General features: G+C 55.9%; 20 protein-coding genes. 16 read left to right on the top strand and 4 right to left on the bottom strand.

The genetic code is table 11. The features are described from left to right. Positions 1–5: 5 nt before the first annotated feature. On the bottom strand, positions 6–719 hold the full coding sequence (locus TH25_RS20395) for a hypothetical protein (protein ID WP_114090124.1): 714 nt from the start codon (positions 717–719) through the stop codon (positions 6–8). A gap of 68 nt (positions 720–787) precedes the next feature. Between TH25_RS20395 and TH25_RS20390 the strand changes: the two genes are divergently transcribed. Next, positions 788–1681, top strand: coding sequence for a hypothetical protein (locus TH25_RS20390; RefSeq protein WP_114090123.1), 894 nt, complete (start codon positions 788–790; stop codon positions 1679–1681). Between the two features lie 9 nt (positions 1682–1690). Further along, entirely contained in the window at positions 1691–2119 is a 429-nt protein-coding gene (locus TH25_RS20385) for an ankyrin repeat domain-containing protein (RefSeq protein WP_114090122.1), read from the top strand. 16 nt (positions 2120–2135) lie between these two features. On the opposite strand, the gene TH25_RS20380 is transcribed toward TH25_RS20385, so the two are convergent. After that, positions 2136–3680 (bottom strand): type IV secretory system conjugative DNA transfer family protein, encoded by a 1545-nt coding sequence (locus TH25_RS20380; RefSeq protein WP_114090121.1) that lies wholly within the window; start codon positions 3678–3680, stop codon positions 2136–2138. 418 nt (positions 3681–4098) lie between these two features. Between TH25_RS20380 and TH25_RS20375 the strand changes: the two genes are divergently transcribed. The 11 genes from TH25_RS20375 to TH25_RS20320 all read left to right on the top strand — a co-directional run bounded on the left by TH25_RS20375 (position 4099) and on the right by TH25_RS20320 (position 18976). Beyond that, entirely contained in the window at positions 4099–4338 is a 240-nt protein-coding gene (locus tag TH25_RS20375; protein WP_220151468.1) for a hypothetical protein, read from the top strand. 301 nt (positions 4339–4639) lie between these two features. Further along, complete coding sequence (locus TH25_RS20370) at positions 4640–5005, top strand: phosphoglycerate kinase (RefSeq protein ID WP_114090120.1); 366 nt, start codon at positions 4640–4642, stop codon at positions 5003–5005. A gap of 709 nt (positions 5006–5714) precedes the next feature. Further along, the gene (locus TH25_RS20365; RefSeq protein ID WP_114090119.1) at positions 5715–6065 is read left to right on the top strand and encodes a hypothetical protein; all 351 of its coding nucleotides are present in this window, start codon (positions 5715–5717) and stop codon (positions 6063–6065) included. Continuing rightward, on the top strand, positions 6062–7690 hold the full coding sequence (locus tag TH25_RS20360) for a relaxase/mobilization nuclease domain-containing protein (RefSeq protein ID WP_114090118.1): 1629 nt from the start codon (positions 6062–6064) through the stop codon (positions 7688–7690). The genes TH25_RS20365 and TH25_RS20360 overlap by 4 nt, the downstream gene beginning before the upstream one ends. 39 nt (positions 7691–7729) lie before the next feature. After that, positions 7730–8191: a hypothetical protein gene (locus tag TH25_RS20355; protein WP_114090117.1), complete on the top strand. Its 462-nt coding sequence runs from the start codon at positions 7730–7732 to the stop codon at positions 8189–8191. 270 nt (positions 8192–8461) lie between these two features. Next, positions 8462–11236 carry a class I SAM-dependent DNA methyltransferase gene (locus TH25_RS20345; RefSeq protein WP_114090115.1) on the top strand — a complete coding sequence of 925 codons (2775 nt, stop codon included), beginning with the start codon at positions 8462–8464 and terminating at the stop codon, positions 11234–11236. After that, positions 11233–12420 carry a hypothetical protein gene (locus TH25_RS20340; protein WP_114090114.1) on the top strand — a complete coding sequence of 396 codons (1188 nt, stop codon included), beginning with the start codon at positions 11233–11235 and terminating at the stop codon, positions 12418–12420. Before TH25_RS20345 ends, TH25_RS20340 begins: the two co-directional genes overlap by 4 nt. Beyond that, entirely contained in the window at positions 12420–14480 is a 2061-nt protein-coding gene (locus tag TH25_RS20335) for a DEAD/DEAH box helicase (RefSeq protein ID WP_114090113.1), read from the top strand. Before TH25_RS20340 ends, TH25_RS20335 begins: the two co-directional genes overlap by 1 nt. Then, positions 14473–15666 (top strand): GIY-YIG nuclease family protein, encoded by a 1194-nt coding sequence (locus TH25_RS20330; RefSeq protein ID WP_114090112.1) that lies wholly within the window; start codon positions 14473–14475, stop codon positions 15664–15666. Before TH25_RS20335 ends, TH25_RS20330 begins: the two co-directional genes overlap by 8 nt. 3 nt (positions 15667–15669) lie before the next feature. Continuing rightward, positions 15670–16938: an SIR2 family protein gene (locus TH25_RS20325; RefSeq protein ID WP_220151467.1), complete on the top strand. Its 1269-nt coding sequence runs from the start codon at positions 15670–15672 to the stop codon at positions 16936–16938. After that, positions 16925–18976, top strand: coding sequence for an ATP-binding protein (locus TH25_RS20320; protein ID WP_114090111.1), 2052 nt, complete (start codon positions 16925–16927; stop codon positions 18974–18976). The genes TH25_RS20325 and TH25_RS20320 overlap by 14 nt, the downstream gene beginning before the upstream one ends. A gap of 269 nt (positions 18977–19245) precedes the next feature. Here TH25_RS20320 and TH25_RS20315 read toward each other — a convergent pair whose 3' ends face one another. Next, positions 19246–20571, bottom strand: a complete 1326-nt coding sequence (locus tag TH25_RS20315) for a type II toxin-antitoxin system HipA family toxin (RefSeq protein ID WP_114090110.1) — start codon at positions 20569–20571, stop codon at positions 19246–19248. Then, complete coding sequence (locus tag TH25_RS20310) at positions 20571–20822, bottom strand: helix-turn-helix domain-containing protein (protein WP_114090109.1); 252 nt, start codon at positions 20820–20822, stop codon at positions 20571–20573. Before TH25_RS20310 ends, TH25_RS20315 begins: the two co-directional genes overlap by 1 nt. Before the next feature lie 193 nt (positions 20823–21015). Here TH25_RS20310 and TH25_RS20305 point away from each other — a divergent pair, with 193 nt between their 5' ends. The 3 genes from TH25_RS20305 to TH25_RS20295 are packed head-to-tail and all read left to right on the top strand — an operon-like array spanning position 21016 to position 23936. Beyond that, positions 21016–22230: a Shedu immune nuclease family protein gene (locus tag TH25_RS20305; RefSeq protein WP_114090108.1), complete on the top strand. Its 1215-nt coding sequence runs from the start codon at positions 21016–21018 to the stop codon at positions 22228–22230. A 50-nt stretch (positions 22231–22280) separates the two neighbouring features. Next, positions 22281–23114, top strand: coding sequence for a hypothetical protein (locus TH25_RS20300; RefSeq protein ID WP_114090107.1), 834 nt, complete (start codon positions 22281–22283; stop codon positions 23112–23114). A gap of 45 nt (positions 23115–23159) precedes the next feature. Continuing rightward, positions 23160–23936: a hypothetical protein gene (locus tag TH25_RS20295; RefSeq protein WP_114090106.1), complete on the top strand. Its 777-nt coding sequence runs from the start codon at positions 23160–23162 to the stop codon at positions 23934–23936. Positions 23937–24161: the final 225 nt, after the last annotated feature.

The following is a 24161-nucleotide window of genomic DNA, read 5'->3' as shown; positions in this document are numbered from 1 at the left end:
GCCTATCAATCCGGGATTTGACCGGCGGACTTGCCTTTGTATTGGAACTGCGGATCGACGACCGTGCCCGCACCTGTGGCACTCCGGCCTTTCATGAACTGGATGGTCGTGTTCAGGGCGTCGGCGATGTTGCGCGCCTCTTCGAGCCCGAACACCGCGCCGAGACTGACCTGACCGAGAGTGGTTTCGAGCATGAGCTCGGCACTGAAGGGCTGTTTCAGTTGCGGATTCCGTTGCTTTCGATAACGCCGCCGTTCCTTGTCGATTTTCTGCTGATCGACCGGTTGGCGCTGCACGCCCACGACTTGTGTCATCGGGTAGGTAAATGTCCCCTCGGTCCGCTCGATTGTGAGCTCATCCGTTGTCACGGTGCAGACACGTCGTTCCGCCATGCCATCATGAAGGTAGTAAATGGCCAGCCCGGCCAGCAGGAACACCGCCCAGAATCCGAGCCACCCCGCACCGGCGGGAGTCACACTGGCGAAACATGCCAGAATGATCTTGGCGAGGAGCTTCCAGGCGATGAAGGCACCGACGATGGTGAAAAGAACCCGTCGCCAGAACCGCTCGACGCTCTCGGCCGATTTGGCGGAGCCATCGACGACGAGATAGCCGAGTGAGCCATCGGCATTGCTATGCCAGCACTCGATCAGGTCGTTTCCGGTGATCTGGTCCGGTAAGGGCTCGAAATTCTGCGATTTTCGTGCAAAAAGTTTCATATCCAAAGGGCTCCGGTGTTTGGTTTCCGGTGAGTCCTTTATCGGCTGAATAGGGAGAGGCGCTCCGCGTGGATTCCTCGCGTACGGATTTTGTCGAAGAGTTTGTCATCGGGCGCGATAGCTTCAGCCCGTGGCAGGTCGGTCGGTTGCGGGACCGGCTGGCAAACTACAAAAGCTCGGTCCGGCTCGGCTGGGAGCGAATTGCGCTCGATATTCTCGACGATGGCGACCAGGATGAGGACTACGTCGATGCCGAGGATGTACGGCCATTTTCGGAGTCTTTGCGCCGCCTCGTGGCCGGGTCACAAATCCCGACCGATGAGCGCCTCAATGCCATCCGGATTTACCTGAGGAACATCGGTTATCTCAGCCCGGGGGACTTGGACGAGGCGCGCGGCAGCCTTCAAACACCGGCGGCATTTATGGAATTTGTCGCGGGTGGTGACGCGAACGCGAAGAAAGCCGTAGAGGCGCTCAAGGTTTACGAAGGGACGTATTCCCAGATTCAGGAGGGCGGCCCGCTCTCCGAAAACCAGTATTTCCACCAGTGCCTGTCGCTGGATCACAGTGGCGGGGTGATGGCGGCACGGTTGACCGACTCCCGGCTCAACCGGATCGATACGCTCCGGCGGCTCAAAAACGATCCCAAAGTCAGAAAGCGCGCTTTGCAGGCCGAGTTCGTCCAGAACGGCTTTCTGGCAGGGCTGCCGGATGGGCGCTTCCTCGTCATTCTGCGGCCTGCCGTTTATGACGAGTTTTATCGGTCGAAAGTGCTTTTGCTTTGGGCCGTTCCTGAAGGGAATGATCAGGCGGCTTCAGTGTCCTCGATTCTCCTGATGGACTATCCTTGGGTCAGCAAGGTGAAAGACATAAACGAGGCAAAGGAAAAGCTGGCCGATCCGGGGGAGCTCGTTATTTTGTCCCCCAAGCGGCCGGATTTCTTTATTTTTGATCGCGACTAAGGCGTTTCGATGGCGGACAAAGACGATAAAAATTTACGGGAGCGGCAGGCCGAGCAGGCCGGTCGCGTTCGTCGTCCTGTCCGGCCACCGGACGACGATAGTGACATTGATCTCAATCTTGTCCTGTCTGCCAGCCATGGAAATTTACGGCAGGTAAAGCTCCTGATCGACAAAGGGGCGGATGTGAATTTCCGGGAGCCGACGACCGGCGCGACGGCGCTCCATTTCGCGGCCTCGCTGAAGGCCCGCGCCATGATCAATCTCCTCGCCAAGTGCGACGGGATCGATTTTCTCATTAAGGACAATGAAGGGCGGTTGCCTTCGGCACTCGCCTTCGAGGCCGCTGACGATCCAGCAATCGGGCGTTACCTCACCAAGAAGCAGGCCGAGCAGGCACGGGCGCGGGGGATCGACCTGAAGACCGTTATCAGCTCCTGATCAATCCCCGCGTCACTCAATCGTATTTTCCGGCAAACCATCCGTGCCCCGCACTGCCGGGATCGAAGTATCGAACCCGTTGCAGCACCATCGGGGCCACGTCCGGCCAGATCACCATTTGGCGCCCCATCGGATCGCTTCGCGCGAAATACATCATGACCTCTTCCGGCGTCATGAGCGGGTGCATCTCCTTCATCTGCACCTGCACCGGCTTGCCGTCCCGCAATTCGGTACGGCTCGTATCGACCGGTGTGTTGCCGAGACGACGGGATAAATAGTCCGCCGTCGTCCAGTCATTGACGGCAAAGGCCTGTACAATCCCGGCATTGGCCATGAAGGTTTCCCAGCGCGTGCCATACAGGTCCTTCAACTGGTTGAAGTCCTGAATGATCGTCCAGAGCTTGATGTGGTAGGGGTCGCCAGCCACGAGCCCTGCCGCCGTCTGGATGATGTTGAGCTTGCCGATGGCCGCCGCGAACTCGTCCAGTGCCACGAGTACCTGCACGCCGGTTGCGGGCATCCCGCGCACTTTCTCCATCTCGCTGAAGAACTGGTTGACCATCAGCCGGAACCAGCGATGGCAAAGGCCAAGCCGTCCGGCAGGCAGGCAGAGATACACACTCACGCCTTGCGCTTTGGTTTTCAGGTCACGCAGCGAGAAATCGTGTCCGGCGAGGACTTTCCGGATTCCGGCATAGGAGAGGAAGCGCGTATGCCGCCTGACCGTGGAGAGCACACTGCCACGTTCGTTGATGCCTTTGTCATAGAAGTCCCGCGTCGCGCCCTTGATCGCGCTGGCAACGACGGAGTCCCCATCCACCCGGAATAGCCTCTCCGCGTTTTCCATCATCTCGCGATCAAGCGCGATGACCGGATCACCGAAATCATCCGTCTCGCCGGGAAGCGGTGTGAGGGCTTCCTTGATCTTCTCATCGACCGTGACAAGCGTGCGCCGTCCCTTGAACGAGGGCGCGGTGATCACATGAAGGATCACGCCTTCGATGAAGTTGCGGGCGGACTCGTCCCAATGCGGGTCCTTTTCCGCACCAGACATAACGACCATCGCTTCGGCGATCGCACCGGCATCCTCGATGATGTTCACATCATTCGCATCGAGCGCGGCAAGGGGATTGAAGCGGGCGCGCCTCGCTGCGGCGATGCCGGTTGTGATGTCGAAGGGATCGAGGACGTAAACGTCTTGTCCCATTTCGATCCGCCGCCGCGCCGTTCGATTGGCAAGCTCGCCTTTGATGTCGGTGCAGATGACACTCGCATGCGTGGCCAGAAGATTGGCCGTCAGCATGACGGACTTGCCGGTCTGGGAACCGGCGACCGTCAGGACGTGCCGGGGATCTTCTATGCCGATGAGTTTCGGCCCGAGCGCGCCGACCAGAATGCTGCCGCCCGGATTGTCGGGCAGGTAGGTCATGGCACGACTCGCGGCGATATCCGCCGTGGACGCCCAGGTTGCCTGCGGGATGGTCTGTTCCTTCAGGAGAACCGAATGCACGCCGCGCGGCAATTCCGATTCAAACGCCTTGATAAATTCTGTCTTGCTCATTCCAAAGACCTCCGATCTGGCCTTTGGTTCTAGCCGGGGCCGCTTTAGCTGATCCTCGCGCGATCCTCGCGGCCTGACCGCTTTAAGCTCGGCAGGGTGATTCCCGTTCAGTGTCGTCGGAAGAGCCGCCTCCCTTGTCCTGGCTGCTGGTCTCCATCCCAGCCCCTACCCATGAAGCCGTGTAGCAAACAGCCATTCGCCGAAGCAGCCCATAGCGAAGCGCGAAAGCGCGTGCGCTTTCGTTGGGCTGCGTGGCGGCTCATTTCGGGAATGCCCTGACGGCGCGTCAATGGCCTGCCCGCTCCATTCGCCCTGCAAGCAGGGCTCCCGTGTTGGCCATGACTCGTTCCCGCCTGCCTGCAAAACGGCGGGTAAGGCTGGAACGGGTCCAGCCGCTAGACAAAGAAGGAGACTTAAAATGACGACTCAAATGAACGAAAACACTGCCACCAACCAGCCGGTCGAGAAGGCTACGAACAAGCCGGCGATGATCGCCAAGCAGCGCGTCGGCCGTGGCAAGAACGCCACCTACGAACGCCTTGGCGTCGCATGGCTGAATGACGACGGTTCGATCTACATCAAGGTGCACGGCACGCAGGTCATCACCGGTGGTTTCGTCCTGTACCCCATCGGCGAGAACGATCAGGCGGAGAATTAATCTCCGCCACCCTTTCCTCGACCACCGACAAACGGCTCCGGCATTCCGGGGCCGTTTTTCTGTTTTGCCGAAAACCCATTGATCCACTCGTTGCGCGTTTTGCGAGGCATGTCTTCGCCCCATCCGTCTCCCGTTCGTGTGCCGTCCCTTCGGCAGTGACGCGACGTTCGCGGCGTCCGCCTTGCCGTCAATGGTCTGCCCGCACCGGACCGGGTTGACCATGACGGCGTCGGCTTGGGTCGCCCGCTCCTTCGTTCCGCGTCCCTCGGGACGATCAACAACGAACGAAAGGAGACTTGAAATGGGACTTGATATGTATGCCTACGCAACGGACGAACTTCCGGCACGCCCGGTCGATTTCACGATCGACGAAAATGCCGAGCTTCACTACTGGCGCAAGCATCCGAACCTTCATGGTTGGATGGAAGAGCTCTACTACGAGAAGGGCGGCACGGCGGAATCCTTCAACTGCGTTAATGTCCGCCTCACGGTCGAGGACCTCGATCGCCTCGAAGCCGACATCAAGGACGGTGATCTTCCATCGACCAGCGGCTTCTTCTTCGGCGCATCGGATGGCACCGAAACCGAAGGCGATCTGCAATTCGTGGCCAAAGCCCGTCAGGCAATCGCCGAGGGCAAGGTCGTGTATTATTCGTCCTGGTGGTAACCCCCTTCACCGGGAACGAACCCGCCCGGCGCTCTTCGGAGCGCCGGGCTTTTTTTGTGTCTTGCTGCGATCGGTGTCGCGGTCCGGCATAGCCTCAATTAGCCCCGGTTCGGAATGTTGTGGAGAGTTTGATCCGGCGCGTTGACGCGGTGTCGGGACGGGGCGGATGATGGTCGGAGCGGGACAGGTCGGGCCGGTGCGGGTCGCGAGGCCGCCTGTTTAAAACCGCATTAACCACACTTCGATAGAATTATCGTAGGGCCAGAGGGCGCTTAAGTTTGAGTACAAGGTGTGCGCGGTAGTACCACGCCCACCTTGCTGAGGGGACATCCTGTCCCCCGCAGACCCCCCTTGGTCTCCCTAAGCTTATTCGCCGTTTGTCGCCGTCTTCGCTAAGGGAGATGTGTGGCGGGCTGAGCATCGAGCTCTTTCCGCCACAGGCATCGTTCCGCCGATGCATCACGGCCAGACCTGCGCGTTCTGGACTTGCGGCAGGAGCGTGTCCCTGCCCCTGCACCCTGGACCAAAGGGAGATTTCGACTCTCCCCTTGGACCCCCATCGACCGGTGTTTCGGCACCGGATTCGACCAAAGGGCATTCAGCGCCCCTTGGAACCCTCGACCAAGATACACGCGATCTTGGAGGCGCGGACCGCCGCACGAGGAAAGCGCGAGGAGGAACCGGCAGCAAAACCTTCATAAGAGGTGGCATGTCGGACAAAACGAAACATAAGCGTGAGGCTCCTATTTCGTATCGCCCGCCGCAGGCGTTGCGCGAGGAATTTTACGTCCGCGCCGACAAGTCCGGCCTCTCTGTTTCAGGTTTCATTACCGCTTGTGTGTTTGGACAAGGCGAAGGCCGTTCACGGCGGAAACCTTCCATCGAACGGCGCGAGCTTGTCCAACTCCTCGCCACTTGCGCGGCCATTCGTGACCAGCTTTCCCGGTTGGAGGACATGGCGCAGGACAGCGCTGACGTGCAGGTCGCCTTTGAAGACATGCATCGTCAACTCGGTGAGATGCGGGCGGCCTGTTTCAAAGCGCTGGGGAGGACGCCATGATCCCTTTCGCTTCCCAACGTGCTCTCGGTCAGGACCTGGCAACCCATCTTCTGAACGCGCAGGACAATGAGCAGATCGAACTCGCGCACGTGCGCGGATCGATTGCTCGGGACCTGCATGGCGCGTTTGCCGAGTGGGAGTTGCAGGCCGAGACCCTGACCAATTGCCGCAACTATCTCTACAGCCTGTCCATCAATCCCGATCCGGCACAGAACCGGCTCAGCCGTGAGCAATATCTCGACTATATCGAGAGGATCGAGAAGGCGCTCGGATTGGAAGGCCAGCCGCGCGCGCTCGTGTTTCACATCAAGCACGATCGCGAGCATGCGCATGTTGTCTGGTCACGGATCGACGCGATGCAAGGCAAGGCCGTCCATCTCGCCTTCGATCATGAAAAGCTGATGCGCGTGACCCGGCAGTTTGCCCGCGATCACGGGATCGAACTGCCCGACGGGTATTTCAAGGACCGCGAGGACCTCGAAAAGTCCGGCCAGCTCTCGCTCTATGAGAAGCATCAGCAGGAAACGACCGGGCTCACCAAAGAGCAGCGCGTGGAGCTCGTTACCGAGCTTTGGCGGAAGAGCGATTCCGCCAAGGCTTTCGTACAGGCACTCGGCTCACACGGATACATGCTTGCAACCGGCAATCGTCCTTATGTGCTCGTCGATATTTACGGCGACGTGAACGCGCTGCCCAAGCTCATCAATGACAAGCAGGTGCGGACCAAGGACGTGCGCGCGTTTCTGGAACGTGATTTCCCGCCGGAATCGTTGCCGAGCATCGAGGAGGCCAAGAAGCTAGCCGCCGACGATCGCAAATCGATGGAGGCCTTCGAGAAGGCGCGCGCCGACGAGCAAAAGGCGGATGAGGTGCAGGCGCGTGAGGCAGTGCGGCGGAAGGAGGTGCTCGAAAAGCTGCGGGCGACGAAGCGCCGTCAGCTCGCCGAGAAGCGCAAGTTTGAAGCCGCGCAGAAAAAAGAACGTATGGAGCTAAAGCGACAGCATCTCGCCCAGGCCAAGCGCATTCGGGAATTGAGGGCGAAGGCCAAGATCGGCGGTCTGGCCGCCTTTCTTGGTCGCGTCACCGGTATGGACAAAATGATCCATAAGGTGCGTCGTTTGAACGACAAGCGGCGCTTCGACAAATACAAGGCGGCGCGTGAGAAACTTGCCGAACGTCAGGCCCGCGCGATGGCTGTCTTGCGTGAACGCCATCGTATGCAGTTTGCCGATGTGAAGCGGCAGGTGCGATCGGTCGATAAAGTCGAGAAGCGTGAGCGGCGCTCGCGTGATGTCAGGCGTCTGAAGGAGGCCCGGCTCAAGGATCGGGCGCGCAAGGGTGTCGAGCATATGCAGGCGATCGACATGAAACGCTATGATGCCTTGCGGAAGCCTGTGCCCGAGAAAGAGCGTGAGCTTCAGACGGACCGCAAAAAGCAGCGCGGTCGTAGTCTCGATGATTGGCGCGGTGGTCGGACCAGGCTGTCACAGGTTTTTGCCGAAGCCGCCGATGAATTCGGGCAAAGCCGGAAAGGCGAGGGCGACGGGAAATCGCGAGATCAAGAGCTCAAGAGGCGCGAGGAAGCCGCGAGGAAGCGACGGCGCGACCGGGACCATGATCGGTAGGGCGGCGATATCCGCTCTACCGATTGCATGGAGGCTCTTATGACCGACGACGAAATCAATGAACTTCGCGCGCTCCTACGCGCGGAAGCGGAGGGGAATTTTTCCTTCGACCGTCTCTACAAGCCCGATGCCGAGGCTGTGTGTGCCGATTTTGACGGCTATGCGGTCACCGCTCATGAAATGAATGTTTTCCACCTCAACCCGGAATCGGTCCCCCGTCTGGCGGTCGCGCTCATGTATTACGAGGATATGTGCGAGCTCTGCACGCCGCCTTTGACGGAAGGCCGGACGCTTGAGCTGATCATGAAGGCAAAGGCGATTGCGCCGGTGGAACCCTTCTATGGGCAGGAATTGGCGTTCGACGGGAGCCTGTTCCACTTCACCTGGTTCCTGTGGTTTGCGAAGACGTTCGCCGACGTGTCCATGCGTGAGGCTTATGCCTTCTTCCGAAAGTACGAGGCCGCAAGTCTGCACCTGATGCAGTTTGCTGACGGATCGTAAGCGGGCTATGCCTTAGAGGTCTGGCGAATAGACTGTGGAACTTACAACTTACGGCTTAACAAATGTGTATCCATTGGGTACACTCGTCCGATGAAAGATGTGGGGCTACGTATCCGCGTTCAGCGCGAACTTCGCGAGCAATTCCTTGAGGCGTGCAAGGCGCAGGATAAACCTGCGGCTCAGGTCTTGCGGGAGTTTATGCGGGATTATGTGGCCAGTAATCCTGCGCCCGCCGCGGATACAGATAAACCGGTAAGGAAGAACGACTAAGTGAACGCCGTCGAAATCGAAGAGGCTATCTCCCTGCTAGCGGATCAACCTTTTGATCCGGAAAACTTCCCCTATGCGTTTTTGGAGGCGTTTGGGAACAAGGTCACGACGATCAAACGGCTGCGCTCGGGTACGTCTAACAAGTCGGACGTCGGTGGCGTTCTCCAGACCAGCAATATCCATATCAAGGTTGCCGACGAAGGTGCGGTGGCCGAAACCCTTGCCGCCCTAAAGGCCAGTCCGGCCACGGTGAGGGCACGCGCCAAGTTCGTTCTCGCTACTGATGGGAAGGAGTTTCAGGCCGAAGACCTGAATACCGGCGAGGTCATCGTATGCGACTACCCTGATTTCCCGGATCATTTCGGTTTCTTCCTCCCGCTCGCAGGTATCAGCACTGTAAAACAAATCCGCGAGAGCGCCTTTGACATCAAAGCGACTGGTCGCCTGAATCGTCTCTATGTCGAGCTTCTGAAAGACAATCCCGAATGGGGTACGGCTGAGCGCCGGCACGACATGAACCATTTCATGGCGCGGTTGATCTTCTGCTTTTTTGCGGAAGATACTGATATTTTTAGAGAAGCGGATCAGTTCACGGCGACTATCGATCGCATGAGCGAAAAAGATAGCTCGAACACGCACGAGATAATCAGTGAGCTCTTCCGATCAATGAACACCAAGATTGCGGATCGTGAGAAAGAGGGCATTGCCCGTTGGGCGAATAATTTCCCCTATGTGAACGGGGGCTTGTTCTCCGAGAGAGTTGATGTTCCCCGCTTCAGCCGGATCGCACGTTCTTACCTGCTTCACATCGGCAACCTCGACTGGACTAAGATCAACCCCGACATCTTCGGGTCGATGATCCAGGCCGTCGCCGACGATGAGGAACGCGGCGCGCTCGGGATGCACTACACAAGTGTCCCAAATATTTTAAAGGTGTTGAATCCGCTCTTTCTCGATGACTTGCGTGAGAAGCTCGAAGAGGCGGGAGACAATGCCAGAAAGCTGCTCAATCTTCGAAATCGCATGGCTAAAATCAGGGTCTTCGACCCGGCCTGCGGATCGGGAAACTTTCTGGTGATTGCTTACAAGCAAATGCGGGCAATCGAAGCGGAAATCAACAAACGGCGGAGTGAAGCAGATCGACGGTCAGAAATTCCTCTAACCAACTTTCGAGGAATCGAGCTCCGCGACTTCCCTGCCGAAGTAGCGCGGTTGGCTCTCATTATCGCCGAGTATCAATGTGACGTCCTTTATCGTGGGCAGAGGGAGGCGCTTCGGGACTTTCTTCCGCTCGATGCGATGAATTGGATCACTTGTGGTAACGCACTCAAATTAGATTGGCTGGACCTTTGGGGTAGTACTGGCGCGCCAGTTAAGGTCCGTTCTGACGATTTGTTTGGTTCTCCACTAGACCAAGCCGAGATCGATTTCGAGAACGAAGGCGGAGAAACCTATATATGTGGAAATCCGCCTTACAAAGGAACGAAGAACCAAACTAAGAAAGAGAAAGAAGAGCTGAAGCAGATTTTTGGCTCGTACACGAACCGTAGTGGAACACTTGATTACGTATCGGGTTGGTTTCTAAAGGCTGCACAATTCATGCAGCATTCCAGATCCGAGGCCGCGTTTGTCTCGACTAACTCAATATGCCAAGGGGGACAGGTTCCAGTTTTATGGCCTCTACTTTACGAGCTCGGCGTTGAGATCAATTTCGCTTATCACTCATTTAAATGGAACAACCTTGCTTCCAACAACGCGGGTGTAACCGTCGTTATAGTTGGCTTTTCAACGATAAATCGAACGAAAAAGTTACTCTTCCAGATTTCTTCGGAGGGGGAACATTACTCTACGTTCTCGACAGAGATAGGCCCCTATTTGATTCCAGGAAACAAGGTCATCGTTGTTGGCTCAACAAATCCATTGTCAAAAATTTCGCCGATGTCTTTGGGGAATGCTCCTTACGAGGGCGGGTATCTTATTTTCGAAAGTTCTGATGTTGAGAATCTTCCTTTGGATAAAGGTCGGTGGCTTCGGCCTTTGCTAGGCTCTACAGAGGTGATTAGTGGAACTAAACGGTATTGTATCTGGATAGATGACATCGATCTTGAGGCCGCAAATAAGAATGAATTTTTGCGTGAGCGAATTGAAGCTGTTCGATCGTGGCGCTTATCCAGCAAGGATGCTGGAACCAGATCAATGTCGGATCGTCCGCACCAATTTAGAGAAATGAAGCGCGGAAATAGGTCGTCGTTGATCGTTCCTATCAGAAGCTCAGAAAACAGAGAGTATCTGCCCGTCGATCTGTTTGATAGCCGCTGCGTTGCTACCAACTTGGCTTATGTGATTTATGACGGGCCTATAATGAACCTGGCGTTGATTGCATCCAGGATTCACTTGGTATGGGTCTCGGCAGTTTGCGGAAAGCTTGAAACTCGCTTCAGCTATTCAAACAAGATGGGTTGGCACACTTTTCCGCTGCCACTGTTAACTGAGAAAAATGTCGCAGATTTAACCAAATGCGCTGAAGATATTCTTCTGGCACGGGAGGCCCATTTTCCAGCGACTATTGCTGATCTTTACGAAGTTAAAGACGGCGTTAGCAAGATGCCCGACGATTTGCGCGCGGCTCATGACCGCAACGATGAGGTGCTGGAGCGCATCTATGTCGGCCGTCGTTTCAAGAATGATACCGAACGTCTCGAAAAGCTGTTCGAGCTATACACGAAGATGACTGGCGCAAACAGTACGGCGAAGAAGGCGGCAGGTGCGTCATGAGTGAGGCTGTGAGCTACAAACAAGGGGGTGACGCCAGAGCGATTAGTAAAATTGCCACGGAGGTCTATGGCGGCTTTCGCCCGATGTTTGACGCCCATGGTTGGGAGGCTGCTGGTGAGAAGCTGATGACGTCTGCGCCGAGGTTGATCGTCGAGCACTATGGAAGCATTCGCGCGTTCGAAGACGCTCATCTGGGCGGACAGCGCGTGGACGATAATTTGCCCGACGATGTCTGGGGTCAGGGGTACAGCGTTCTTTTTACGTCCTTTTGGGGATGGTCGCCCGAGACGTGGGGAACTGTCGGGTGGTCTGGCGATCGCGGTCTTTCGCGCCGGAGCAATTTGCTCGCGCAGCTGACCGATCCATTCATCACTGTCTGCTACGTCACAAGCAATAAGAGCTATATCGACACTGATCTTAAAGGGAAGATCGCGGGCTTCTACCTTGTCAGCCATCAAACCGGGGATCGAGACGAATTCACTCATCCGATTCATCACGGACGTGACACTGATAAGTGGCGTCATTCGCTGAAAGCCTTGCGCGCTTTCAGTTATCTTCCCGAACACCGCCTGAGTGTCAGCGATCTTGATCCTGAGCTTCTGGCGCGTGCGCGTTCCGTGTCGGCAATGGGTGAAATCCTCACCGATGCGCAGCAGATAGAGCTCTTGCGCAAGACCCCTTTTATGGAGGTCGATGTCTATACATCGCCAAGCAGTTCAGAGGCGAAGCCAAATGAGGCGGCGAGCCCGAAAGGCATGGTTCAGGCTGGGCCAGCCAGCAATGAAGGATACGTGGTGTCGGGGGGCACTCAATGGCTGCCGCGCGAGCTTTATATCTTGCGGCTGAGCGGAGACATCGGCGCTTATCTCGGGAAACCCGCCGACAATCGGGCAATCATTAAGGTCGGGCTTTCGGCAAGCCCCGAAATTCGCCGCCAAAGCATCCAGAAAGCCATGCCGCGCGGTTCCTTCCAATGGAAGGTTGACCGCACGACTACCTCATCCGGACACGCGCGCTATCCAAGTCATGCGATAGCCGTGCAGGGGGAGAATGCGATGAAGAGCCATTTGGCAACGCATGCAGAATGGCTCGGCGGGGAATTTTACCTCGCTTCAGAAGAAGACATTGAAACGGCGTGGCATCTCGGGTGCCTGGCGGCCGAGAAAGATATTGAGAGGCAATAATGACAAAAACCGTTCCCTCCGTTTCCGTTACTTACGCCCAGAATGGCGGCTCGACCAAATCGAACGAGCTTGGCATGCGCCCGATGCAGGAGCGCGCCTACGAGAAACGCGGCGAGCAGTATCTTCTGATTAAGTCGCCGCCGGCCTCGGGCAAGAGTCGTGCGCTGATGTTCGTCGCGCTCGACAAGCTGCACAATCAGGGCCTCAAACAGGCGATTATCGTCGTGCCCGAGAAGTCCATCGGGTCGAGTTTCTACGATGAACCCCTAAGCCAATTTGGCTTCTGGGCAGACTGGCATGTCGAACCGAAATGGAACCTCTGCAATGCCCCCGGTTCCGAAGGCGGCAAGGTCAATTCGGTCAAAGCGTTCCTCGATAGTGGCGATCAGGTGCTTGTCTGCACGCATGCCACCTTCCGCTTCGCCGTCGACAAATTCGGAATCGAGGCTTTCGACGATCGCTTGATCGCCGTTGACGAGTTTCACCACGTCTCGGCCAATCCGGATAACAAGCTCGGAGCCCATCTTGCCGAGTTCATCGCTCGCGACAAAGTGCACGTCGTCGCCATGACCGGATCATATTTCCGGGGCGATGCCGAGCCAGTGTTGATGCCACATGACGAGGCGAAGTTCGATACCGTCACCTACACCTATTATGAGCAGCTCAACGGCTACAAATATCTGAAGCAGCTCGACATCGGCTATTTCTTCTATTCCGGCGCTTACGCCGACGACATTCTGAAGATTCTCGATCCCAACGAGAAAACGATCATCCATATCCCGAGCGTACAGTCCCGCGAGAGTACCAAGGACAAGCACCGTGAGGTCGAGCACATCATCGACGAGCTTGGCGACTGGCAAGGCACTGATCCCAAGACGGGTTTCCAGCTTGTAAAGTCACCCGATGGCCGCGTTCTGCGGATCGCCGATCTGGTCGATGATGAACCTGCAAAGCGGGATAAGGTTTCCGCCGCCCTGAAGGACCCGACGCAGAAGGACAACCGCGATCATGTGGACATCATCATCGCTCTCGGTATGGCCAAGGAAGGCTTCGACTGGGTGTGGTGCGAACATGCGCTGACTGTCGGCTATCGCGCGAGCCTGACCGAGATTGTGCAGATCATCGGACGCGCAACGCGGGATGCGCCGGGTAAAAGCCGCGCCCGCTTCACGAACTTGATTGCGGAGCCCGATGCGTCCGAAGACGCTGTGACCGAAGCGGTCAACGATACGCTGAAGGCCATCGCGGCGAGCCTCCTCATGGAGCAGGTCCTTGCGCCGCGCTTTAACTTCACTCCGAAGAGGCCCGATAGCAGTCCGGTCGAAGGTTTCGACTATGGCGAAGGCGGTTACGATCCTGATAAGTGCAACATCGGATTTAGCGATGTCACCGGCCAGTTCCAGATCGAGATAAAAGGGCTTACCGAGCCGAAGAGCAAGGAAGCCGAACGCATCTGCCAGGAAGATTTGAACGAGGTGATTGCCGCCTTTGTTCAGGACAAAACAACCATCGAGCGCGGCCTGTTCGACGGGGATCACGCGGGCGGGGAAACGCTGCCCGAGGAGCTTACCCAGGTTCGAATGGGCAAGATCATCAAGGATAAATACCCAGAACTCGACGACGAGGATCAGGAAGCGGTACGCCAGCATGCGATTGCGGCCCTCAATCTAACGCAGAAGGCCAAAGAGACCGCCCTCGGTATCGATGAGGAAGAGAGGACTTCCAACACAGCACTGATCGATGGCGTGCGGAAATTCGCGATGGACGTGCGCGACCTCGATATTGATCTGATCGACCGGATCAATCCGTTCAGCGAGGCGTATGCCATCCTCGCCAAGACCATGAGCGAGGAAAGCCTCAAGCAGGTCGCAGCCATCATCTCGGCGAAGAAGGTGCAGCTTTCGCCCGAGGAAGCGCGCGATCTCGCAAAGCGCGCCTTGAAATTCAAACAGGAGCGTGGACGCCTGCCTTCGATCACCTCTCCCGATGCTTGGGAGAAGCGCATGGCCGAAGGCGTAGCCTATCTTGCCCGCATGAAGGCGGAGGCTGCCAATGGCTAAGCAGTTCACCGATGAAGATGATGCACTTCTTTCCGAGCTTGGTGTCGAGGTCGAAGCCAAAAAGGTATCTGCGCGCACGCCGCAGGAAGAGCGTGTCATTGCCGGGTTCGAGGAAATCCAGCGTTTCGTGGAGGAGCATGGGCGTGCTCCCCAGCACGGAGAAGACAGGGACATATTCGAGCGGCTTTATGCCGTCCGTCTCGATCGGTTGCGGGAGCTCCGGGAGTTCCATCCGCTTCTTGAGCCGCTCGACCACCAAGACCTGATAGCGGGAGTTGCTCCGGTCGCGCCTTCAGTCGATGAAGAGCTGGATGATGACGCGTTGCTCGCAGAGCTAGGAGTGGAAGCTGAAGCTGCTGCCATCACCGAGCTTCGCCATGTCCGTTCTAGTGCTGAGAAGAAGGCTGCAGAAGAGATCGCCAATCGACAAAAGTGCGAGGATTTCGAGCGTTTCAAGCCGCTCTTCGATCAGGTTCAGGATGAACTCGATACGGGCTTGAGAACGACACGTCCCTTTGAACGGAAAGCCGAAATTGCGCCAGGTAGGTTCTTCATCGTGGGCGGTCAAAAGGCTTACGTCGCGGAAATGGACGAGGCGTTTCTGACGGCTCAGGGCATGACCGACGCGCGCCTCCGCGTAATCTTCGATAACGGGACCGAGAGCAACATGCTGATGCGCTCGCTTCAGCGGGCTTTGCATAAGGATGACGCCGGTCGGAGGATCACTGACTCCTCGGCCGGACCATTGTTTGCGGATCACACTGCCGATGGAGATGAAGCGAGCGGCACGATTTACGTGCTTCGCAGTAAGTCCGACCTTCCTGTCGTGAAGGAAAATCGGCAGGTCCTGCATAAGATCGGCGTCACCAGCGGGAAGGTCGAGCGTCGCATCGCCAACGCCAAAATCGATGCCACGTTCCTATTGGCCGACGTTGAGGTCGTTGCGACCTACGAGCTTTACAACATTAATCGTACCAAACTCGAAAACCTTATCCACCGTATCTTCGATCCGGCCCGGCTCGACATTGAAATCAAAGATCGGTTCGGAAATCCCGTCGTGCCACGCGAGTGGTTTCTAGTCCCGCTCGCCGCCATTGACGAAGCCGTCGAGAAGATTAAGGACGGGACCATTACCACTTTCAAATACGATCCGAACTCCGCAACCCTTGTAAAGAGAGCGGGGTGAGAGATGAAGTTTCTCAAAGGAAATCGAGACGAATTCGAAAAACTCAAGGATGAGAGCTCTTTGGAAGACAAGGCCGAAATCATCCAGCGGCAGATGGCGGAGGTGTTCGGCTCCAAGAATCTTTCCTTCCTATTGGGTTCGGGGTGTTCATCCTTACGACATGACAACGCGGAGCTGGGAATTCCTACGATGAAGTTCCTGGCGGAAGAATTTCAAGCGTTACTTGTCGCTGACGCAGAGCAAGAATTCGTCAGCGCGGCACAAAAGACAGAACTCTACGACAAGCTCGGAATTGATCTTTCCGCGAATGACGTGAAAGGCAACTTGGAGCAGATGATGGCCGTTCTGATAAACGCCCATCAGTTCTGCAAAACAAGTGAGAAGGAAGAGCTGAGTTCCGTTGCCCCTCTGGTAGAAAATATCATCGTCGGTATTAAGGAGTTCGTTCTTCACAAGTGCACAACAGGGCCATTTTCCAACGGAGACGAAAGCGTCGTTGCCCTCTATCGTCGCTTCTATCAATCGTTGGCGACACGTGCGCGCGGTCTGGCGCCGCCGTGGGTCTTCTCGACCAATTACGATCTCTTCAATGAACGGGCAATGGATCGTTCAGGCATACCATACTCGAACGGTTTCTCGGGAACGGTCGAACGCAGGTTCAATCCTGCCACCTACAGGCTGGCGCTGGCAGAGCAGTTGGACATTACTTCTCGCCGCTGGGCCGCCGTTGATGGCTTCGTGCACTTCTGCAAGCTGCATGGTTCTGTAAACTGGATTGAAGAGGATACGGGTCTCTATCCCATCCGCGAGTCGCATACGCTGCTCGATCCCTCCAACGATCGAGTCATGATCTACCCCACCCCATCGAAGCAGACGGCGAGCTTTGGATCGCCATACTCAGATATGTTCCGCGAATTCCAAAGGCAGGTTGTGCAGGATCAGAGCGTTCTGGTGATCTTGGGGTTTAGCTTTGGAGACGAGCACGTCAACAACATCATATTCCAAGGACTGACCCTGCCGGGCTTCCGGGTCGTTGCCTTCATGGACCCCGAAACGAATGACATTACGCGTGAGCTTGCGGCGCTCGGCGACCCGCGCATCTGGTTCATTTGGGGCGATGGGGACGCAGCGGGGAAAAAGGCTCATTACTTCGAAAGCGTTGTTAATCATCTAATGCCCACTAGCGCGGATCAGAAGATTGACCAGACAATAGAGAGGGCATTGCAGGCACTTCTTGCCAAGGAACAGGACACTAAAGATGGCGAGGGATGATTCGAGCCGCGCCATCGGGAAGATCGTCAGCGTTTCGGCTGACCGATTGGTTGTCGAGCTGCACGGGGGCAGTGACAATTTCACTATCGTCGGCTTTGACGATATCCATTACGTGGCAACCCTTGGATCGTATCTTACGGTTCCGATGCAGGCTGAATATGTGGTTCTAGAAGTCGTCGGTCTTCGCGAAAAGGATAGCGCACAGCCCCACACCTCTCAGACCGAATTAGACAAGGCCTCTTCTGCCAAGTTCCTTGACGTAGTGCCGGTAGGCTCAATGCCCATACAGGGCGGGAGCTTTCGCTTTGGGGTTTCGACATTTCCGCCGCTCTATGCAGACGCGCTTTATGCGCGGGATGAAGATCTCGATCGTATCTTCAATGTCGAACTGCCGTCTAAAATCGAGACGAAAAAGGACGCAGCGGGCAACGAGCAACAGGGTAGCGTCCCGCATAACATCGAAATCGGTACGTCCGCTGTTTTCAAAGACTATCCCGTAAAATCGCGCCTCGATGAACTGTTCGGTGGTCATGTAGCCGTGCTTGGGAACACGGGAAGCGGCAAGTCTTGTACCGTTGCATCTATCTTCCAGTCCGTGTTCATGAAGCCTGAGGCATTTGCCGCACTGGGCGCAGCTTTCGTAATCTTCGACGTAAACGGCGAATATCGGCAGGCGCTCGACAACGTCCCTGCTTGGATCAAGTCCTGCTATCTAAAGGCGACAGAGCCGGATATGCCGATTCTTGATCCTTCTGAGAAGAGGCAAGAGGCAGAGATTAAGGACAGATTCAAACTGCCGCACTGGTTCATGAGTGTCGATGAATGGGCCTTGCTCTTGCGGGCGAGTGATAGATCGCAACTCCCTGCTCTTCGAACCGCACTTGGTTTAACGACTCTGTTTCAGGAAACGCCTGAACAAGAAGCGGTAGAAGGCGAAGGAGCTGCGGAAAATCTCCAAACGATACGCAATCACGTCTTGGCGAAGATAATTCTTTCCATTTTGCATAGTGATGCTAGCTCCCCGAGCAAAGCAGATCGTATTCAGGCGCTTCTGAATACGTTTTCGACCGATGAGATATCGAAGGAAACGGTCTCGGCGGGGTTGACTGTATATTACGGCCAATTCCGGGATGGGCAGCACCAAGAAACGACAGTCAACTATGATGCGCTCTTAGAACTTCTCAAGGGGCACGAACAAGACGAACCCGTGCTTCCAGGTTACGGGAATACACCGTTTTCATTCGAGAGGCTTCAGGCCGCGCTCGACCTTGCGCTTTTCTACGAGGAGGCGAACGGTAACAAGCAGATTCGAGAATATTGCTCGCAGTTAGTCACACGGCTCAAGTCTGTGATCGACAATCCCGATTATGAGTTTCTGCGGGCTGATATTGGCGCATTGCAAGACCATGATCGTGAGCCGACGCATTATGTGGATCGCTTGCTCGGGATCGCAGTCGACGGCGGTCGCTATAAAAAGGAGCGCCAGATTTGCATTATCGATCTCAACGATGCTTCTGACGAGATCGTAGAGCTTGCCTCAGCGGTTGTTGCCCGCCTGATTTTTGATCGCATGCGCCGCGCTGATCCGCGAAACACGATGCCGGTTCATCTGATTTTGGAAGAGGCGCACCGATATATTTCGGAGAGGCCAAGTCGCTTTGCAATTGATGCGGGCATCACGTTCCAAAGAATTGCAAAAGAGGGAAGGAAATACGGTGCTTTTCTGATCGTGGCGTCCCAGAGGCCGAGCGAACTTTCGAAGACGGTTCTATCTCAGTGCAATAATTTTATTATTCATCGCATTCAGAACCCAGACGACCTTTCCCAAATCAGGCAGATGACCCCCTTCATTTCGGAAACGGTGCTGAGGCGGTTGCCGTCATTGCCGAAGCAGCATGCGCTCATTTTTGGCAACTCGGTGAATATTCCGACTACGTTCCGTGTGCGGAACGCAGACCCGACACCGTACAGCAATGACACCCAAGTCAGGGACATCTGGTACGTGCCAACTGACCCAAAAGTCAGTTGGACGGTGTGAGTTATTCGAAAGCTTCGAAGTTTCGCTCGCCCTCTATTTGCAATTTTGCGCACCCTTTGGGCCGGGCTGTCGTGAATCGAACGCCGTCTTCTAAAAAATGTGTCGGGTTTCGGCCATTCGGCTTCGATCCCTCGCGCAATGAGTGGTTTTGGACATTACTTACTTGTAACCTCACAGCACTAAAAACTTGCGATTCCACGGTCGGTGTTTGAAGCCGATGGCCGCCTTTAGTCCGTAGATTGCAGCGGAATTCAGGCCGTTCGGGTCCATTATGTATTAGAGGTTTCGGTGATGACGAGGCTATCGAGCCTCTTCTCCATCGCTGCTTTCACCGAAGCATGGATGGCTTCCGGAAAATCATTCGGCAGCGTGGTTTCGATCTGGTCGATGGCGATCCCGGCGGCATCCGCTATTTCGTCTATCGCTGATTGAATCAGGGTTTTCGGCAGTCCGGCGCGGTCGCTTGTCTGGACGAAGTGACGGCCCAGGATTTGGTCGATCCGGTAGTGCCGGTTGTCACCGACCGACATGGCAAGGCGCATTTGCTTGCGTTCGATCTGTCTTGCATCAAGGCTCGGTTGTGCGGTCAGGACATCGTAAAGCGGCGTCATTGAGAAGCTTCCGCCCGGCCGCAGAAAGACGCTGAAGTTTTTGGCGTGTCCGTCAGTTGCACCAATCAGCCAGAACAGAATTTGCGCCTTCAGGAAAAGCTTCTGGTCGTCAGCAGGCGTGTCGCTGCCCCTCAGGAAGGTCAGGATATCGACCATGCCGGGGCCGTGATCGCTCTGATATTTTCGCGATGGCGGGATCGAAAGCGCCTGGCAGCAGTCTTCCTGTGGTAGTCGCAGGAGTCTTCCGTCCTTCGCCTTCAGGCGGTCGAACCTCTCGATCACAAGGGCTTTGGTTTCGCCGAAGGTCAGGATTTCGGCCTTGTTGACGGGAAGGCCGAAAGCCTCGAACAGCTTCAGGCAATAAAATTCATTCTCGACGCTATTCGAAAGGTCGATCCCGTTCGGCAGTTGCCCGATCTGGGTCTTGAACAGATGCGTCGTCGGTGTCGTGCCGTGCGGTTTGAGCCACTTGCCCTTATGATAGAGAAGGGCGGTTTTTTCCTGCGCGCCCGCGACCGAAATCCGGAATTCGTCCTCGCGGTCTAATCCGAGAGGGGCCAGCGCAAGGTTGCGGAGGATTTTTTCGATCGCCGCGTCATCGACCGGCTCGCCGTCGATTTTCGTGCTGTCGGTATTCGGCTCTGCGTCGCCAGCTATAAATTGTAGCGCACCGACGCAATCATGGCCGATTGCTTCCAGTAGGCTATAGGCGTCCGTCCCCCGTGCGCCGACTTTTTCAGCAACGCGGCGGCGTAAGTTGTCTGAATCAGGAAGCAGGTTTTCGAATACGGCGACCACCGGTTCGCCTCTGTATGTATCTTCCTGAAGGGGCAGGGATAGTGAAACCGGAAACGCGTTTTCCCAATCGAGCCAGCTCTGGTCATAGCGGAATTCGATAGCTCCGCTTGGTTCCTTCAGAAGGTGTCCGACAAGCCGGTTATTCAGGTAAACGCGTAAGGGAGCGTATTTGGGACGGCGCGGCATCAGAAGATATCCTCGATATCCGAGGACTGTCCTTTGGAGCGGGGGCAGACCCGTAATTCGAGGTCGAGCGCGGCCAAAACGGACAGGATGGTTTCCAGCTTTGTTGCCGGATTACCGTTTTCGATCAGTGAGATGGTCTCCTGGCGCAGGCCAACCCACATCCCTAGTGCGCTCTGGCTCCAGCCGAGTCGCTTACGGGCCCGGCGGACGAGGTTACCAATCTGCTTCGGTGTGCGGGCTAAATCATTCATGGGTTTATTATGCGTTGAATCCGATAAAATGTCAATATCGGAATTGTCGCATAAATTTGAAATATGCGGCGAAAGCGATAAATATGATTTATCGGGATTGACTCATAAAAGCCTTGTCAATCCTTCAGACCGGTTGTGGACAGATATCCCTTAAGGGTTGTGCCGGTGGCCATATCCTCGGATTATTGTACTTATGGGGCTTAAAGTTGAAACTGAAACTAGGCGTGGGGGCGTCGAAGAGATTTATGTCTTCGACGATGAAGACGAGGGCGGAGAACGGCCTCTCGTCTTCCGCATCCGAAAGCGCGCGAAGGTCGTCGAGTACTATCCCCAGGGTCGCTTCTTCCCAATAGACCTCATTACCTTCGAGGGATTTGCCCAGCGCCCGGATGAGTTGAACGAAAAGGGCTTCTTCAAAACAAACGCTCTGCGGTCGGCTCTATCGAGAAAACTCAAAGAGGGCAATGTGTCAGAGCTGACGATCAGCCGGAGCAAGCCGTCCAATGCGCGCCGGCACAAGAAGGGTATGCGGCTTGTCCTGAGCTATGCCGACTTTCAGCGCCTCGCCACGCAGGTGCGTACGATGAACACTGCTTTGCAGTCCGACATGCGGGACATGGCCGACGGCCTGTTTCACGACTTGTTGCCCCGGCATTTCTCGCGCAGCTCTTCCTCCCCGCGCAGCCGTTTGACGCGCCTTCTGGCGTCCCTTGATGACACGATCATCCCCGAGATGAGTAGTCAGGAGATCGAGCGCCTGATGGATTTCTCGTCGCGCGTCGTCGAGCGCCGCTACGTTAGGGCCGATCACAAGAGTCGCCTAATCAGCTCAGCGAAGTTGAAGATTGACGATGTGGCCCTGTCCCAGGTTATCGACGAATTCGAGGCTATGCAGGCGGGTAACCACAATGAAGCGGAGTGGGGCCGCTTTCTGCGGCGGAACCTCTATCTCGTCGAATCCCGCTACGTACACGTCTTCGATCGCTTGAACGTCATTACGGGCACGTCCAGAGAGGTCGATTTCGGACTGGTAGATACGCACGGCTTTCTCGACATCTTCGAAATCAAGACCCCAGAAACGCGCCTTCTCTCCGCCAGTCAGGATCGGGGCAATTACTACTGGCATTCCGATGCAACGAAGGCCGTCACGCAGGCCGAGAAGTATCTTTACAACGCAGAGCAGCGCGGACTTGCTCTGGAGCAGGACATTCGCCGCGAACTGAAAACAGACGCGCATGTGACGCGACCGCGCGCCTTGCTTCTGATAGGCCATAGTAAGCAGCTCGATAGCCCGGAGAAGCGTGAGGATTTTCGTGTCCTGCGCATGTCCCTCAAGAACATCGAGATCGTGCTTTACGACGAGCTGCTCGATCGTCTGAAAAACCAGAAGAGCAAAGGGATATTGTGACAGAAGCTTTTTGCCCATAGCCACGGGGCAGAGCAGACCGAGAGCGACGAATGGTATTTGGAACGGACCCCTATATTCAGCGGGCGCAGGATCATATTAAAAGCAACGATCCGGATCGGTTGCCATATGCCTGTCTTGAACTCCGCTATGCGCTGGAGCGTGTCGCCTATCAAAAGCTTCAGCTTCGGCTAGACAAAATCACCATAGAAGAGATCGGTGCATGGCAGCCCCGCCGGGCCATGGATCGCCTGATGGAGTTAGTGGACGAGCATCTGACCAAAGATTCGACGCTCAGTGTTGCGTCTGAATCCGAACCCGGGACACCCGCCACGGACGGCTTTGTGACTGTCGGCCAAACCAAGGGCATATCGCCACGCGAGCTCGGCAAGCACTGGCAGAAGCTGAGCTCGTTCCTGCATATCCAGATGCCGAAAAAAAAGGGGCAGCATGCCCCCAAGACGGATGAGGCCGCGTTGCGCACTTATCTTGGAGAGGTGATTGAGTACGTCGAAGCGGTAACCAGTACCGCATTCGATGCTCATTTTTCCGAGACCGTGACTTTCACTTGCGGAAAGTGCGGTCAGAGCATCGTCCGCAACAGTGAACTGCTCAAGGAGGAGACCGTCGTCCAGTGTCAGAACGAGCAGTGCAACGCGTCCTACGTCACACATGTCAAAGACGACGAATTTACGTTCGAACCCTATTTGATCCCGCTGGATTGCAAGAGCTGCGGCCATAGAGATCGCATCGAGGCCAATGCTTTTATGAAGATGAAGACCAATGAGAGCGTCATATATGTCTGCGACGATTGCGGGACGCGGCATATCGTACGCTGGCTTTTGAAATACGGCCTCGAATCTGAAGCCTTGAAGGAGGAAGAATAAGCGCGCGCGGCCCGGTGCGTGCGCAAAAGGAACAGAGAGATAGCGATGAGCGATGAGGAAGATTTTGAGCCGGACGATGCGGACCAACCCCGCTACAAGCCGCTTTCGGAAATTGATCCGTCTGCAATAAACCAGGCGCTTTCCGGTCTCACGTTGCTGGGAGACGATCCTTATCTGCGCATGCAAGCCATGAATCTCGGGGCCGTCGATCCGTTCATTGCCGATCTTGAAGAGCGTCTACTCAGGAGGTTGATAGAAGAAGAGCGGACGCCGCTGCCCGACGCTCTATTTGTCTCAGCGCAGTCGCAAATGTGGATATTCGCCGCCTATGAACTTCTGCGAACATGGCGGCAACGCGCTTCCGACATGATTAAATGGCACGACAATAGCGGCCTTGAAATCAAGCTTCGCGCTCTTGAGGAAGATCAGGGATATAGACATTTCGGACGTGCCTATCGCGCTTCCCAGATCAAGAAAGTAATCGAGGACCCTTCGATGATTCCCCGTATCCGCGACGATCTGCGGCGGGTTCATATCCTTTTCGGCCGTTTGGAAGCCCTCCGTGTTTCGTTGGCTAAACACGAGGTGCGCGGGCGGATCGGATCGGTTGCATTAGCTCCCGGGTATGGACGGATCAATCAATGGTGTGGTGCGCTGGATTACGAACTGGAGAACGGCCGGTATTCCATGGGTTACGTCAATCGACGCGAAATTGCCGACGATATTCGCGGCCTTCTCACCATGGACGAATTACCAACCGGCGAGGAGCTGGCCTCTTTCGATGAATATATGAAAGGGCCACCGCATGATCTGCTTGATTAGTGACGCGTCCGCTATTGCGGACCGGGCTCTCGTGAACCGAACCCCGTGAGCGGGTTTCGGCCGTTTGGCTTCGATCCCTCGCGTGTGGGACTTTGACACCTACTGACGGAGGAGTGCCGGAACGGCTACCGTTATCGAGCAGTTGTTCAATCCTGCCTTCCGTAGGTGGTACAGCATCGCTGCTATCGTTTTTCCACTTGCGAAGGAGTCGTCGACAATCAGGAG

This window comes from Thalassospira profundimaris (genome assembly GCF_003326755.1).
GTDB lineage: Bacteria > Pseudomonadota > Alphaproteobacteria > Rhodospirillales > Thalassospiraceae > Thalassospira > Thalassospira profundimaris_B.
The sequence above is the reverse complement of the archived record's forward strand: the minus strand, read 5'-3'. Positions and strand labels throughout refer to the sequence as shown.